The sequence below is a fragment of the Rhodococcus sp. Q genome (assembly GCF_005503035.1).
Classification (GTDB): Bacteria; Actinomycetota; Actinomycetes; order Mycobacteriales; family Mycobacteriaceae; genus Rhodococcus_G.
This window is the reverse complement of record NZ_SCOY01000059.1, coordinates 1-15,103: the sequence shown is the minus strand read 5'-3', so window position 1 is coordinate 15,103 and position 15,103 is coordinate 1. Positions and strand designations below refer to the sequence as shown.

Below are 15,103 nucleotides of genomic sequence, written 5' to 3'. Positions count from 1 at the left end.
GGGTGGGCCCGCCTGCAGATCCCGAGTCGAGCGAGCCGGCTGCGCGGAGCGGAAGCGCGTGAACGGGCGTCCAGCCGCCCATCGCGGTCACGGCAACCGCGCCCGCGCCTGCGGTGAGGAATCCCCGCCGGGAGAAGCCGGAGGAGTTCTCGGTTTTCGACATTGTGTCTCCAGAAAAGGTGAAAGAGGGGGTAATTCCGATGGAGCGCTTTCGCGCGCAGATTTCAGGAGCTTAGGCGGTCGTCGGACTCGCGTCAGCCCGTTCGGCATAGTTGTCGTTCCGGTGGCTGACATGCGAGATCGTATGTCGCCCAGGCTCGGTCAGATATGCGTTCACCCACGCCTACCGGCGTGGGTGAACGCATATCTGACCGGAGGGGCGACCGGATTCACCGGCCGCCCCACCGCTCATGCCAGGGTGAGGACGACATCCGCCAGGGCGGGGGAATTCTCTCGTGCCGGAACCGAAGCGGAGATCAGCAGACGCCCCGCCTCTTCCCAGATCCGGACGAGGAGCGTCTCCCCGGGGTACACGACGCCGGCGAAGCGCGCCTTGTAGCCCTTGACCCGGGTGGCGTCCGCATCGAGCGCGGTGTCGACAGCGGCCTTGCAGACGATGCCGTAGGTGCACAGTCCGTGCAGGATCGGTGCCGGAAACCCAGCACCGGCAGCGAATTCCGGATCCGAGTGCAGCGGGTTGCGGTCGCCGCACATGCGGTACAGGAGTGCCTGCTGCGGCAGCGTGGGCACCTCGACCTCGTGGTCGGGGGCGCGGTCTGGCAGGGCCACCGCCTCCGACGGGCCACGCTCGCCGCCGAAGCCACCTTCGCCACGGGCGAAGATCGACGACCGTGAGGTCCACAGCGGGTTGCCTTCGGCGTCGGTGGTCACCGACTCCTGCACGACCACGGCCGCCTTGCCCTTGTCCCAGACCTCGGCGATCCGGGTCGTCGTCCGTCCGGTGCCTTCCGCCGGAATCGGCTGGTGCACGGTCACTTCCTGGCTGCCGTGCACCACCTTCGCCAGGTCGATCTCGACACCCGGGAACGACACCTTGGGTGCCTCCGTGGCGTGGATGTTGGCCACGACGGTGGCGAAGGTGGGCAGCACCTGGGGCTTGGCGTCGTCGAGGTAGCGGAGCTCGCTCGAGTCGAGCGGGCGGGCACCTGCGCCGATGCCGAGGTGGTAGAGCTGAACGTCCGAGGCTGTCCAGGTGAAGTCCTGGACCGGCAGTTCTGCTCCGATCGCGATCGAGGGATCGATGGGCACGGTCGGTTCCTTCTCAGTTCGAAGTGGCGGCGGCGGAATCGGGTTCGGTGGCCTTGGCGCGCTTGGCAATGTCGAGCACGGCGAGGTAACCGAACGTGATCGCGGGTCCGATGGTGGCGCCGGGCCCGGCATAGGTGTGGCCCATGACCGGTGCGCTGGTGTTGCCTGCCGCGTAGAGGTTCTCGATCGTCGTGCCGTCCTCGCGAAGGACGCGGCCGTTGACGTCGGTGACGAGACCACCCTTGGTGCCGAGGTCGCCGGGGACGATCTTGGCCGCGTAGAACGGTCCCTGCACGAGACCGGCGAGGCACGGGTTCGGCTTGACGGTCGGGTCGCCGTAGTACTTGTCGTAGGCGCTGTCGCCCCGGTGGAAGTCCTCGTCCACACCGGTCGCGGCGAATCCGTTGAAACGCTCCACGGTCGCGGCGAGGTTCGACTCGGACACACCGAGTTTCGCGGCCAGGTCGGCCAGCGTCGGCGCGCTGACGATGTTGTCGTTCTCCATCCAGCGGGACGGAATCTTCTGACCCGGCTGGAGGGCGGCGAACATGTAGTTGTTGCGGTACCGCTGGTCGAACACGAGCCATGCCGGGATGTTCTCGCCCGGACCCTCGCCCTCGCCGTAGGTGCCGCCGTACATCGTGTGCACGGCTTCGACGTACGGTGCGGACTCGTTGCCGAACCGCTTGCCTTCGGCGTTGACGATGATGCAGCCGGGCAGGTTGCGCTCGGCCAGGCAGAACCACGGCTTGCCGCTCTTGAAGATCGTCGGGCCCCACCATGCGTCGGCCATGACGTCCAGGGCGCCGCCGAGGTCGCGGCCCGCGATGATGCCGTCGCCGGTGTTGGCGGGAGCGCCGGTCGTCCACTCGGTCGTGATGGGCTGGCGCTGGTACTGCGCACGCATCTCGGCGTTGTGCTCGAAGCCGCCGGTGCCCAGGACGACGCCGTGGCGGGCGATGTACTCGACCTCTTCGCCCTTGTGCGTCGCACGCACACCGATCACGCGGTCGTTCTCGACGACCAGGCCGGTGAGCGGAGTGTTGAGCAGAACGGGGACGTTCGCGTCCTGCAGGCCCTTGCGGATGGCGGCGGCGAGTGCCTGGCCCATGCCGAGCAGGTGCTTACCGGTGACGCGGGCCCAGGTGGCGCGGATTCCGACACGCAACGCGCGGGTCATGCCGACGGTGGGCTTGCGCTTGAGCAGGTTCAGCTTGACGAAGTCCGCCTGGGTGACGACGAAGTTCAGTGGAGCCTTGCTGTACGGCGGCTCGAGGTTGAAGCGCTCGGCGCCGAGGGACTTGGCGTTGAACGGCGCCGGCTCGCAGGAGCGTCCCGACGACAGGCCTCCGGGAGCCTCGGGGTAGTAGTCCGAGTAGCCCGGAACCCACTTCATCTTCAGCGGGCTGTGGTCGAGGACGAAGTCGAACGCCTCGGCGCCGCGGTCGATGTAGGTGTCGATCTTTTCCTTCGGCGCCGCGGTGCCGATGATCGAGTGCAGGTACTTGCGTGCCTCCTCGCGGTCGTCCGGTCGGCCCGCAGCGAGAAGCGCCTTGTTGCCGGGGATCCAGACGCCACCACCCGAGCGGGCGGTGGAGCCGCCGTAGTGGGCGGCCTTCTCAAGGAGGACCACGCTCAGGCCCTGGTGGGCGGCGGTGAGGGCGGCTGTCATGCCGGCTGCGCCACTGCCGACGACGACGATGTCGTATTCCTGCTTGCTCATGTAGAACACGTTATAGAATGACCCCCGGCTAGGTCCATGCTTTCTGCCAGGAAGTATCACCCGGAGCTGGTAAACGCTTCGACTCGAACGGAAACACGTTCACCAACACGGAAGGTGGTGCGCGGTGGCCTGGGATCTGTCCGCGGACGTAGTGGTCATCGGTACGGGCGTGGCGGGGGCATCCGCTGCGATCGAGGCGCTGGACGCCGGTGCGGACGTCGTCGCCGTCGACCGGTTCGGTGGTGGTGGAACGAGCACCATCTCCGGCGGAATCTTCTACGCGGGCGGCGGCACCGCGGTCCAGACCGAAGCAGGCGTCACCGACACCGTCGACGCCATGTACGCGTACCTCTCCCGCGAGGTGGGGGACGCGGTTCGCCCCGACACGCTGCGGCGATTCTGCGAGAGCAGCCCCGCCACCGTCGACTGGTTGATGGACAACGGGGTGCCGTTCGAGGGCTCGCTGTGCCCCTACAAGACGTCCTACCCCACGGATCGGCACTACCTGTACTTCTCCGGCAGCGAAGCGGCGGGCGGGTTCCGCGACGTGGCGCCGCCCGCGCCGCGCGGCCACCGGGCGAAGGGGCGCGGGACGTCGGGGAAGATGCTGTATCGGCCGTTGATCGAATCCGCGCTGGACAAGGGCCTGCGGTTGGAACGCCAAACCCGTGCGGTTCGGCTGATCACGGACGACAATGGGGACGTGGTCGGCGTGGAGTGCCTGAGCCTTCGCGACGCACCCGCCCGGGTGCGTGCCCGGCATGCCCGACTCGCCTCGATCTCCGCGAAACCCGGCATCTACTACCCGCCGCTGCGCCGGGCGCTCGACAGGCTGGTCAACCGGATCGAGGCCCGCTACGCGAAGCCGTTGCGCATCGAGGCGCGTGGGGGCGTGATCCTCAGCGCGGGCGGATTCATCGGAAACCGGGACATGGTGGCCACGCACGCACCGCGTTATCTCGCCGGTCTACCCCTCGGGACCTCCGCCGACGACGGCAGCGGCATCGCGATGGGAGCAGAGGCGGGCGGCGCGACCGACAAGCTCTCCCACATCTCGGCGTGGCGGTTCATCGTTCCGCCCAGCGCCTTCCTCGGTTCCGTGCTGGTCGACCGGCACGGCAAGCGCATCGTCGACGAGTCGCGCTACGGCGCCGCGCTCGGCCACGCGATGATCGCCGAAGGTGACGGCCACGGCTGGCTGGTGGCCGATGCCGCACTCGTCGAGCAGGCCCGGTCCCAACTCGGCAGCCAGACCAACTGGTTCCAGCGGATCCAGTCCGAAACCATGATGCGTCTCGACGGCACCACGGCGGCCACCCTCGAGAAGGCCGCGACCGCAGTCGGAATCGACCCCGACGGGCTGGCCGCCACCGTCGCCGCCCACAACGCCGCGATCGCGGACGGCGAGCCCGACCCGATGGGCAAGCCCGACGACTTCCGGCGGCCGCTGACATCGGGGCCCTACTCCGTGTTCGACGTCTCCCTGAAGAAGAGCCTGACCAATCCACTGCCGATGATCACCCTCGGCGGCCTCGTCGTCGACGAGGACACCGGCGGGGTCCTCGACCGGGCGGGTGCGCCCGTCACCGGGCTCTACGCGGCCGGTCGTACCGCGGTCGGGATCTGCTCGAACTCCTACGTCAGTGGACTCTCACTCGCGGACGCGGTGTTCTCCGGGCGACGGGCCGCCGTGCACGCCGCGGACCGAAGTCGGTCGCCGATCACCGAGCCGGCCACGGAGCGGCCGGCCTAGCAACGGAGGACGCCATGACACCGTCGGGAACGTCGCACGCCAAGGCACGCGTCGCGGTCGTCGGGTCAGGCAACATCGGGACCGACCTGCTGTACAAGCTGCAGCGGTCGGAGTGGCTCGAGCCGCGCTGGATGATCGGGATCGACCCCGACAGCGAGGGTCTGGCCCGCGCCCGCGCGATGGGACTCGAGACGTTCGCCGACGGCGTCGACCGGCTGCTCGCCCAGGCGGAGAAGCCGGATCTGGTGTTCGAGGCGACCTCCGCCCGCGTCCACCTCGACGCGGCGCCGAAGTACGCGGCCGCGGGAATCCGCGCGATCGACCTGACGCCGGCCGCGGTCGGTCCCGCCGTGGTACCGACGGCCAATCTCCGCGAACATCTCGACGCGCCGAACGTCAACATGATCACGTGCGGCGGCCAGGCCACCATCCCGATCGTGCACGCGGTCTCGCGCGTCGTCGACGTCCCGTATGCCGAGATCGTCGCGTCCGTCGCATCGGTGTCCGCCGGACCGGGCACCCGCGCCAACATCGACGAGTTCACCAAGACCACCAGCCGCGGTGTCGAAGTGATCGGCGGCGCCGCTCGGGGCAAGGCGATCATCATCCTCAACCCGGCCGACCCTCCGATGATCATGCGCGACACCATCTTCTGCGCGATCCCGGACGGTGCCGACCAGGCCGCGATCGCCGATTCGATTCACCGCACGGTCGCCGACGTACAGCGGTACGTGCCCGGCTATCGATTGCTCAACGAACCCCAGTTCGACGAGCCGAGTGTCGTGTCCGGCGGTCACGCCACCGTCACCACCTTCGTCGAAGTCGAGGGCGCGGGCGACTTCCTGCCGCCGTACGCGGGCAACCTCGACATCATGACCGCGGCGGCGACCGCAGTGGGCGAGGAGATCGCCCGCACCCTTCTGAGCGTGGAGGCGTGACGACATGACACGCACCGACAGCGGCGTTCATCTTGACCCGACGTTCGACGTGCGGGTCACCGACACCTCGCTGCGCGACGGCTCGCACCACAAACGTCACCAGTTCACCGGTGACGAGGTGCGCGCGATCGTCGGGGCCCTCGACGCGGCGGGTGTCCCCGTCATCGAGGTCACTCACGGCGACGGACTCGGTGGATCGTCGTTCAACTACGGGTTCTCCCGGACACCCGAACAGGACCTGATCGGGGTTGCCGTCGACACTGCGAAGCGGGCGAAGATCGCCTTCCTCATGCTGCCCGGTGTCGGGACGAAGGAGGACATCGCGGAGGCGCAGGACAACGGCGCCGCCATCTGCCGCATCGCGACCCACTGCACCGAAGCCGATGTCTCCGTTCAGCATTTCGGGCTCGCGCGTGGGCGAGGACTCGAAACCGTCGGGTTCCTGATGATGGCGCACACCGTCACGCCGGAGAAGCTGGCCGCGCAGGCCCGGATCATGGCCGACGCCGGTTGCCAGTGCGTCTACGTGGTCGACTCGGCGGGTGCACTCGTCCTCGAACAGGTCGCGGACCGGGTCGAGGCGCTCGTCGCGGAACTCGGCAGCGACGCGCAGGTCGGCTTCCACGGGCACGAGAATCTGGGGCTCGGTGTCGCGAACTCGATCGCCGCCGTCCGTGCGGGCGCCAGGCAAATCGACGGCAGTACCAGGCGATTCGGAGCGGGTGCGGGGAACGCGCCGGTCGAGGCGTTCGTCGGGGTCTGCGACAAGATCGGGGTCAAGACCGGGATCGACTTCTTCGCGATCGCCGACGCCGCCGAGGACGTCGTCCGCCCCACGATGCCTACGGAATGCCTGCTCGATCGGCAGGCGCTGATGATGGGGTACGCCGGCGTCTACTCCAGCTTCCTCAAGCACGCCGAACGGCAAGCCGAGCGGTACGGGGTGTCCGCGGCGGAGATGCTCGTGCGGGCAGGCAAACGCAAACTCGTCGGCGGGCAAGAAGACCAGCTGATCGACATCGCGCTCGAACTGCAGAAGGAAGCGGCGGGCACCTGACTCGCCCCGCCTGTTGGAGTCCTCCCGTCACCGTCGTCCTCGGCAGGGATCACTTCCGGTCGAGGAGGTACTTCGTGACGGTCGCCCAGTCGGGAAAGTCGGCCGAGCCGTAGGCGATCAGCTCGCCCTCGAACTCGCCGGCGCCGTTGGCCTTTCGATCATCGACCAGGAAGTGCCCGCGGTTGAGGTTCTTGTGGTGCGAGAGGATCAGGCGCTTGTAGGCGACGGAGCCCTTGCCGAACCCGAAGTGCCGCTGCACCCACAGCACCTTGTCGTGCCAGGCGGACGCATTTGCCCACGGTGCGGTGGACAGGATGTAGGTGTCGAAGTGTGCGGAGAGTTCGGTGTACGCCTCGATCGCGCCGGGCATCGGGTCCATCGTCGCGAAGATGCCGGGGATCTCGTCGAAATCACCGTCGTGCTTCGCCCGCAGATCGGGGTGGGCCCGATCGATGCCGGACGGGAAGTCGACCAGCGTGTTGTCCAGGTCGACGTACAGGATCTTCTTGGTTTCGGGCACAGGGCTCCTTCGGAGCGTCGGTGGAGGTCCGGAGAATTCCGGGACGGGCGGGGCGTGATCGGATCGCCACCGCTCATGCCCAGTATGGCCTCGGCCACCGACAACCAGGGCGGAACGACGAAGGGGCGTGCATCCGTGTACGGATGCACGCCCCTTCGTTCGGTGCCGACTACTCGGACAGCGTGTTGCGGACCTCGATGATGCCCTCCATGACGGCGTGGTTGATCGACGCCGTCAGTCGCGGGCAGGACTGCTGCGCTCCCGGCCGCGTGCCCGCGAGCTCCGGGCACACGGTCGCGGGTTCGGCCTGCCACTGAATGCTCGTGTGGTTGAAGCTGTTCTTGCGGACGAGCACGCAGGTGTGACAGGTGCGGCATTCGACCTGCTGCAGACCGTCTTCGAGGTAGGTACGCAGATCGGTCGTGGTCTGGGCGCGTACCGCCTCGACCCGGTCAGGGCGGTCGGCGAAGTCCGGGGCCTTGGACCAGGTCGAGGAAGTCATGTCACACGCCCGTCTTGTTCTCGGCTTCTTCGGCGGCAGTCTTCTCGGAGGCCTGGCGGGCCAGGTTCTCCTCGACCTCGCGCTGCCACGCCTCGACTGCCTTGGTGGTGTCGATCTCGAACTCGAAGCGAGCTGTTGCCTTCGGGTCGATGTCGGCGACATCGACGTAGAACTGCTCGTACCAGCGACGGAGCTGGTAGACCGGGCCGTCCTCCTCGCACAGCAGGGGGTTCTCGATCTTGGTCTTGTTCTTCCAGATCTCGACGTCCTGCTCGAAGCCCATCGTGACGCCTGCGGTGAACTTGCGGGCGAGCTTGCTGGTGGTCTTCTCGTCCAGGCCCTTCGGCTTCTCGACGCTGACGCCGTACATCAGCATGAAGGAGTCCTGGGTGATGGGGTAGTGGCAGTTGATCAGGACGCTCTCGACCTTGTAACCGCTGTAGTCGTTGTGCAGCCAGTTGATCATGAAGGACGGGCCGAAGTACGAGGCCTCGGAGTCAAGCACCGACTCGCCGTACTGGGTTCCCATGGAACCGACGTCGGGCCGGCCGTGGTTCTGCAGGTACTGGCTGGCGACGTGGCCCTCGAAGACGTTCTTGAAGTACTTCGGGAATCCGAAGTGAACGTAGAAGAAGTGCGCCATGTCGACGACGTTGTCCACGATCTCGCGGCAGTTCGAGCCCTTGACCTCGAGGCGGTGCCACTCCCAGTCGGTCCAGTCGTCGGTCAGGACCTCCGGAAGTTCCGGGATCGTGACGTCCTCCGGCGGCGGGTTGCCCTCGGGGTCGTTCCAGACGAACAGCATTCCGTTGCGCTGAAGCGTCGTCCACGCACGGGTGCGGGCGAGCGGCGGAACACGCCGGGCGTAGGGGATGTCGGTGCACTTGCCGTTGCCGCCCCAGCGCCAGTCGTGGAACGGGCACGCGACCGAGTCGCCCTTGATGCTGCCCTGGCTCAGATCGCCGCCCATGTGCCGGCAGTACGAGTCGAGAACCTTGAGCTTGCCCTCGCTGTCGGCGAAGACGACGAGCTTGGTGCCGAACGCTTCGACACCGTGCGGCTTGCCGTCGAGGAACTCTCGCTCGAGGCCGATGCAGTGCCAACCACGCGCAAACCGCGTGGGGGTGGTTCCCACGTCGATCTCGCGAACCTTGCGGCTTGCGGAAGCGCCGCTCGTCTGCGTCATCTGTGGCCTCACATTCCTTCGATGGCTGTCGCTAGAACACGTTATAGAAGTTGACCGACTTTCGCTACACAAATTGAGGAGTTGTTCCTGTCGCGAGCCCGTGACCAGGGTATCGTTTCGGCTCTCGACACGGATGGGAACCTGTTCTAGTCTCAGGGACGGGTGAACCGCCGAGTCGGGCGACGATCCGTGCACAGCGGATCGACGACACCGCAGATCGACTACACAGCAGATCGACAGACAAAGGGAGCGACCAGTGGGCGAGCACGACAGTCACGTGGTGATGGAGAAGCTGGACGAGCTACTGCCAACCCTCCGCGAGCGCGCGCAGGAGACCGAGGACCTGCGGCAGATCCCCGAGGCGTCGATCAAGTCCCTGCAGGAAGCCGGCTTCTTCCGGCTGCTCCAGCCCAAGCAGTGGGGCGGCTACGAGGCCGATCCGGTCACCTTCTACACCGCGGTGCGCAACATCGCGAGCGCGTGCGGTTCGACCGGCTGGGTCGCGGGCATCATCGGCGTCCACAACTGGCATCTGGCGCTGTTCGACCAGCAGGCGCAGGAAGACGTCTGGGGTACCGACACCGACGTCCGCATCTCGTCCTCGTACGCCCCGATGGGCGCCGGTGAGGTCGTCGACGGCGGTTACAAGGTCAACGGCGCCTGGGCCTGGTCCTCGGGTTCCGATCACGCCACGTGGGTCGTCGTCGGTGGACCGGTCATCAAGGACGGCCGCCCGGTCGACTTCGGCAGCTTCCTGATCCCGCGCGAGGACTACGAGATCGACGACGTCTGGAACGTGGTCGGTCTGCGCGGCACCGGGTCGAACACGGTCGTCGTCAAGGACGTCTTCGTGCCGCGGCACCGCTTCCTCAGCTTCAAAGCGATGAGCGACCTGACGGCGCCGGGCCTGCAGCAGAACACCGCGCCCGTCTACAAGATGCCGTGGGGCACCATCCACCCCACCACCATCTCCACCCCGATCGTCGGTATGGCCTACGGTGCCTACGACGCCCACGTCGAGCACCAGGGCAAGCGCGTTCGTGCCGCCTACGCCGGCGAGAAGGCCAAGGACGACCCGTTCGCCAAGATCCGGATCGCGCAGGCGTCCAGTGACATCGACGCCGCCTGGCGCCAGCTGTCCGGCAACGTCGCCGACGAGTACGCGTACCTCCTTGCGGGCGAAGAGGTTCCGATGGAGCTGCGCCTGCGCGCTCGTCGTGACCAGGTCCGGGCGACGGGTCGCGCGATCGCGTCGATCGACCTGCTCTTCGAGAACTCCGGTGCCACCGCACTCCAGAACGGGACGCCGATCCAGCGGTTCTGGCGCGACGCCCACGCCGGCCGCGTCCACGCCGCGAACGATCCCGAGCGTGCCTACGTCATGTTCGGCGGCGCAGAGTTCGGCCTGCCGCTCGCGGACACGATGGTCTAGGGGACGACACATGACGGCAACCGAAGAACTCACCTACGAGTCGACCTCCCGATTCGCCCAGGTCCGCCCCGACCTGAAGCTGCACTACCACGAGGCCGGCGTCGGCAACGGCCCCACCATCGTGCTGCTGCACGGCGGCGGCCCCGGCGCATCGTCGTGGTCGAACTTCTCGAAGAACATCCCGGTGCTCGCCGAGCAGTTCCACGTCATCGCGGTGGACCAGCCCGGCTACGGCAAGTCCGACAAGCCGACCGAGCACCCGCAGTACTTCGTGCACAGCTCCTCGGCGCTGAAGGATCTGCTCGACACCATCGGCATCACCGATCGTGTTCACCTGCTGGGCAATTCGCTCGGCGGTGGCGCGGCGGTCCGCTTCGCGCTGGACTACCCCGACCGCGCAGGCCGGCTCGTCCTCATGGGCCCGGGTGGCCTCAGCGTCAACCTGTTCGCGCCCGACCCCACCGAGGGCGTCAAGAACCTCGGCAAGTTCAGCTACCAGCCGACCCGCGAGAACCTCGAGGCGTTCCTGCGGATCATGGTGTTCGACCAGTCCCTGGTGACGCCCGAGCTCGTCGAGGAGCGTTTCGCTGCCGCGAGCACTCCCGAAGCGCTCGCCGCGGCGAAGGCGATGGGCAAGTCGTTCTCCAGCGGCGAGTTCGAGAAGGGCATGCTGTGGCGTGAGGCGTACAAGCTGCGCCAGCGCGTGCTGCTGATCTGGGGCCGCGAGGACCGCGTCAACCCGCTCGACGGTGCGCTGGTCGCGCTGAAGATGATTCCCCGTGCGCAGCTGCACGTGTTCGGCGGCTGCGGGCACTGGGCACAGCTTGAGAAGTTCGACGAGTTCAACCGGCTCGCTGCGGACTTCCTCACCGAGGGAGGCAACTGATGGGTATTCGCTCCCTGGGATACATGCGGATCGAAGCCACCGACATGGCGGCCTGGCGGGACTACGGTCTCAAGGTGCTCGGCATGATCGAGGGCAAGGGCACCAACCCCGATGCCCTGTACCTGCGGATGGACGACTTCCCGGCGCGCCTGGTGATCGTCCCCGGCGAGAAGGATCGCCTGCAGGTCTCCGGCTGGGAGACCGCGAATGCCGCAGAGCTGCAGGAGGTTCGCGACAACCTCGCGGCGGCCGGTGTCCCGTTCAAGGAGGGCACCGCGGACCAGTTGGCGGACCGTCGCGTGGTCGAGCTCATCACGTTCGAGGACGTCTCCGGCAACACCCTGGAGGTCTTCCACGGCGTCGCGCTCGAGCACCGTCGCGTGGTCAGCCCGTACGGGCACAAGTTCGTCACCGGCGAGCAGGGCCTCGGCCACGTGGTGCTCACCACCGACGACGACGACGCGTCGCTGCGTTTCTACCGCGACGTGCTCGGTTTCACGCTGCGCGACTCGATGCGTCTGCCCCCGCAGATGGTCGGTCGTCCGGCCGACGGCGAGCCGGCGTGGCTGCGCTTCCTCGGCTGCAACCCGCGTCACCACAGCCTGGCGTTCCTGCCGCTCCCGAACCCCACGGGCATCGTGCACCTGATGATCGAGGTGGAGAACTCCGACGACGTCGGACTCTGCCTGGATCGCGCGCTGCGCAAGAACGTGAAGATGTCGGCCAGCCTCGGTCGGCACGTCAACGACCAGATGCTGTCCTTCTACATGAAGACGCCCGGCGGCTTCGACGTCGAGTTCGGTTGCGAGGGACTCGAGGTCGAGGACGAGAGCTGGATCGCCCGGGAGAGCACCGCGGTCAGCCTGTGGGGCCACGACTTCACGGTCGGATTCAAGTAGTGAGCACCCCGGAGGAGACGACGGCGCCCGTGGCGGCGATCGATCCGCGTCAGTTCCGGAACGTGCTCGGTCAGTTCTGCACGGGCGTCACCATCATCACGACGGTCGACGAAGGGGAACCGGTCGGGTTCGCGTGCCAGTCGTTCGCCGCACTGTCCCTCGATCCGCCGCTCGTGCTGTTCTGCCCGACGAAGGGGTCGCGGTCCTGGGCGGCGATCGAGCGGACCGGGAAGTTCTGCGTCAACGTGCTTGCCGAGGAGCAGCAGGCGGTGTGCGCCCGGTTCGGTTCGCGTGAGCCGGACAAGTTCGGCGGAATCGGCTGGGCGGCATCACCTCTCGGTTCGCCGATCATCGACGGATCGCTCGCGCACATCGACTGCACGGTCGAGACCGTGCACGACGGCGGCGACCACTACGTGGTGTTCGGTCGCATCTCGTCGATGAGCGAGGTCAAGACCGAGCGGCCGCTGCTGTTCTATCGGGGCCAGTACACGGCCATCGAACCGGACAAGACGGTTCCGGCGCCGTGGCGCGACGACCTGGAGGCGTTCCTCACCGCGACCACCGAGGACACCTGGCTGTAGAAGCGTGAACATGACGAAGCCCGCCACGGAAATCCGTGGCGGGCTTCGTCGTTCCGCTGTACCGACCTGTCCACAGTCTGCGGGCTTTGTCCACAGTGCCTGGGGATTACTCGAACTCGACCTCGAGCATGTCGGCGCGCGGCAGCGCCTGGCAGGCCAGGATGTAGCCGTCCGCGATGTCGTCCTCCTCGAGGACCTGGTTGTTCACCATCTCCACCGAACCCGCCGTCAGTCGGCACTCGCACGACGCGCAGACACCCTCCGCGCAGGACGACGGCACGACGATGCCGTTCGCGTCGAGCGCTTGCAACAGTCGCTGGTTGGCCGGCCACTGCACGGTGTGTTCCTCACCGCCCTTGCGCACGGTCACTGTCGAGACCGCGACGGGCTCGGACGTCGGGGCGGGCTCGGGTTCCTCGGTGCCCGCGAACGGGTCCGACCCGAGTGAGGTGAACCGCTCGATGTGGAGGTGCTCTCGGGGAAAGTTCATCGTGGACAGTGCTTTACGGGTGCAGTCCATGAACGGCTGGGGCCCGCACACGAACACCTCGTCGAAATCCCAGTCCCGGAACAGGGTCGTCAGCTGGTCCGAGGTCGGCCTGCCCAGGGTGGACTCGATCCAGTGCTCGACCCAGAGCCGATCGGGGTGTCGGGCGCAGAGTGCGCGCAGCTCGTCGTCGAAGATCACCGACTGCTCGTCACGATTCGCATAGAGCAACACCACCTCGCCGCTCCCGACACCGAGAACCGACTTGAGGATCGACATGATCGGTGTGACGCCGCTGCCGCCCGCAACGAGCAGGTAGCGCGAGTCGAGGCCTTTCGGGGTGAACACACCGGAGGGCTCGAGCACTTCGATCTCGGTGCCGCGGCGGGCGTTGTCGCACAGCCAGTTCGAGCCGAGTCCCTGATCGACCCGCTTGATCGTGATCTTGAGTTCGTCGTCGAGATCGGGTGCGCTCGCCAACGAGTAGCAGCGCGCGTGTGTCGTGCCGGGGATTCTCAGCGTGAGGAACTGCCCGGGGCGGTAGTCGAAGCGGTCGCGGATCGCGGCGTCGATCTCGAACACCACCGACCGGGCGTCGGCGGTCTCCTCGATCACGTCGCTCACGCGGAGCCGGTGGATCGTCGGTGCGGGCATGGGCGGTGCGCTCCCGTGGCGTCGGCTGGTCTCGTGTGAACCGACTGTGCCGTTCATACGAGATGGACAGGTGTCTGGACTGTAGTCTGTACCGATGTACGGGCGCAACGGCTGGAGCGCCGAGAACGAGGACGGGAGTGGACGGAATGGGTACCGACGTGGAGCGTCACCTGAACGGACGCGGGGCGATCGTGACGGGCTCGAGCCGCGGAATCGGGCGCGGCGTCGCACACGCGCTCGCCGCCCAGGGCGCCGGAGTCGTGGTCAACGGCCGTGATGGTGCGGTCGTGCAGGCGGTGGTCGACGAGATTCGCGCGGAGGGCGGTCGCGCGGTTGCCGTCGCCGGTTCGGCGGCCTCCCGATCGGTCGCGCAGGAACTGGTCGACGCGGCACAGAGCGAGTTCGGTGGCGTCGACATCCTCGTGAACTGCGCCGGTGTCGCGGAACCGCCGGGATCGTCGATTCTGACCGTCACCGACGAGGAGTGGGACGACCTCATCGACGCCCACCTGACGGCGACCTTCCGCACCTGCCGGCTCGTCGCGCCCCTGATGGCCGAACGTGGATCGGGCGCGATCGTGAACACGAGTTCGTTCGCGTTCCTCGGCGACTACGGCGGCACCGGCTATCCGGCGGGCAAGGGCGCCGTCAACAGTCTCACCCTCGCGATCGCCGCCGAGTTGGCGGAGTCGGGAGTGCGGGCCAACGTCGTGTGCCCGGGCGCGAAGACCCGGTTGTCGGAGGGCGAGGAGTACGCGGCGCACATCGAGGAATTGCACAGCCGCGGAATGCTCGACGACGCGTCCCGATACGGTTCGCTCAATCCAGCACCGCCCGAGTACGTCGCGCAGCTGTACGCGTTCCTCGCCAGCGACCTCGCGACGTCGGTCACCGGCCAGATCTTCGTCGGCTCGGGCGGATTCGTCGGCCGGTTCGATCGTGCGGCGCCAACCGTCCTGGCATACCGCGACCACAACACCGAGCCCCCGTGGACTCTCGGCGACCTGAACGGATTCGTCTCCCGCGAGCGGGAGGTGCCCCCGGCCCGTGCGTGAGTGTGGTGGCCAGAGCCACCACACTCACGCACGGGCGTCGTAGGCCCCTAGATGTACCCGGCCAGGACGTTGGTAGCAGGCGTGTCGGCTTGATGCGAAGAGAACCTCCGAGTGGGGTGTGGCTTGTCTAAGGCCCACATCCGCTCGGAGGTTCTCGT

Annotated in this window: 14 protein-coding genes; 8 read left to right on the top strand and 6 right to left on the bottom strand. The window is 67.3% G+C overall.

All coding sequences use genetic code 11. The features are described from left to right. Positions 1-408: 408 nt before the first annotated feature. Complete coding sequence (gene chsH3 / locus FFS72_RS25920; RefSeq protein ID WP_050063631.1) at positions 409-1,269, bottom strand: enoyl-CoA hydratase ChsH3; 861 nt, start codon at positions 1,267-1,269, stop codon at positions 409-411. A gap of 13 nt (positions 1,270-1,282) precedes the next feature. After that, a complete protein-coding gene (kstD, locus tag FFS72_RS25915; RefSeq protein WP_137876634.1) occupies positions 1,283-2,992 on the bottom strand; it encodes a 3-oxosteroid 1-dehydrogenase in 1,710 nt (569 codons plus the stop codon). A gap of 124 nt (positions 2,993-3,116) precedes the next feature. Between kstD and FFS72_RS25910 the strand changes: the two genes are divergently transcribed. Genes FFS72_RS25910 through dmpG form a run of 3 tightly spaced genes read left to right on the top strand, consistent with a single transcriptional unit; the run spans position 3,117 to position 6,740 of the window. Then, positions 3,117-4,745 carry an FAD-binding protein gene (locus FFS72_RS25910; RefSeq protein ID WP_137876633.1) on the top strand — a complete coding sequence of 543 codons (1,629 nt, stop codon included), beginning with the start codon at positions 3,117-3,119 and terminating at the stop codon, positions 4,743-4,745. Positions 4,746-4,759: 14 nt separating this feature from the next. Further along, positions 4,760-5,683, top strand: coding sequence for an acetaldehyde dehydrogenase (acetylating) (locus FFS72_RS25905; protein ID WP_137876632.1), 924 nt, complete (start codon positions 4,760-4,762; stop codon positions 5,681-5,683). A 4-nt stretch (positions 5,684-5,687) separates the two neighbouring features. Continuing rightward, a complete protein-coding gene (gene dmpG, locus FFS72_RS25900) occupies positions 5,688-6,740 on the top strand; it encodes a 4-hydroxy-2-oxovalerate aldolase (protein WP_137876631.1) in 1,053 nt (350 codons plus the stop codon). 49 nt (positions 6,741-6,789) lie between these two features. Here the strand turns inward: dmpG and FFS72_RS25895 are convergent, their stop codons facing one another. The 3 genes from FFS72_RS25895 to FFS72_RS25885 form a co-directional block, all read right to left on the bottom strand. Next, positions 6,790-7,260: a 5' nucleotidase, NT5C type gene (locus FFS72_RS25895; protein WP_137876630.1), complete on the bottom strand. Its 471-nt coding sequence runs from the start codon at positions 7,258-7,260 to the stop codon at positions 6,790-6,792. Between the two features lie 169 nt (positions 7,261-7,429). Then, a complete protein-coding gene (locus FFS72_RS25890; RefSeq protein ID WP_137876629.1) occupies positions 7,430-7,762 on the bottom strand; it encodes a hypothetical protein in 333 nt (110 codons plus the stop codon). A gap of 1 nt (position 7,763) precedes the next feature. After that, entirely contained in the window at positions 7,764-8,948 is a 1,185-nt protein-coding gene (locus FFS72_RS25885; RefSeq protein WP_137876628.1) for a 3-ketosteroid-9-alpha-monooxygenase, oxygenase component, read from the bottom strand. Between the two features lie 256 nt (positions 8,949-9,204). Between FFS72_RS25885 and hsaA the strand changes: the two genes are divergently transcribed. Genes hsaA through hsaB form a run of 4 tightly spaced genes read left to right on the top strand, consistent with a single transcriptional unit; the run spans position 9,205 to position 12,749 of the window. Next, positions 9,205-10,380 (top strand): 3-hydroxy-9,10-secoandrosta-1,3,5(10)-triene-9,17-dione monooxygenase oxygenase subunit, encoded by a 1,176-nt coding sequence (gene hsaA, locus FFS72_RS25880; protein ID WP_050063637.1) that lies wholly within the window; start codon positions 9,205-9,207, stop codon positions 10,378-10,380. Positions 10,381-10,390: 10 nt separating this feature from the next. Continuing rightward, the gene (gene hsaD / locus FFS72_RS25875) at positions 10,391-11,266 is read left to right on the top strand and encodes a 4,5:9,10-diseco-3-hydroxy-5,9,17-trioxoandrosta-1(10),2-diene-4-oate hydrolase (RefSeq protein WP_137876627.1); all 876 of its coding nucleotides are present in this window, start codon (positions 10,391-10,393) and stop codon (positions 11,264-11,266) included. Next, on the top strand, positions 11,266-12,165 hold the full coding sequence (hsaC, locus tag FFS72_RS25870; protein ID WP_050063639.1) for an iron-dependent extradiol dioxygenase HsaC: 900 nt from the start codon (positions 11,266-11,268) through the stop codon (positions 12,163-12,165). The genes hsaD and hsaC overlap by 1 nt, the downstream gene beginning before the upstream one ends. Beyond that, complete coding sequence (hsaB, locus tag FFS72_RS25865) at positions 12,165-12,749, top strand: 3-hydroxy-9,10-secoandrosta-1,3,5(10)-triene-9,17-dione monooxygenase reductase subunit (RefSeq protein WP_137876626.1); 585 nt, start codon at positions 12,165-12,167, stop codon at positions 12,747-12,749. The genes hsaC and hsaB overlap by 1 nt, the downstream gene beginning before the upstream one ends. 106 nt (positions 12,750-12,855) lie before the next feature. Here hsaB and FFS72_RS25860 read toward each other — a convergent pair whose 3' ends face one another. Then, on the bottom strand, positions 12,856-13,890 hold the full coding sequence (locus FFS72_RS25860; protein ID WP_137876625.1) for a ferredoxin--NADP reductase: 1,035 nt from the start codon (positions 13,888-13,890) through the stop codon (positions 12,856-12,858). Between the two features lie 146 nt (positions 13,891-14,036). Here FFS72_RS25860 and FFS72_RS25855 point away from each other — a divergent pair, with 146 nt between their 5' ends. Beyond that, positions 14,037-14,945 (top strand): SDR family NAD(P)-dependent oxidoreductase, encoded by a 909-nt coding sequence (locus FFS72_RS25855; RefSeq protein WP_137876624.1) that lies wholly within the window; start codon positions 14,037-14,039, stop codon positions 14,943-14,945. Positions 14,946-15,103 lie beyond the last annotated feature (158 nt).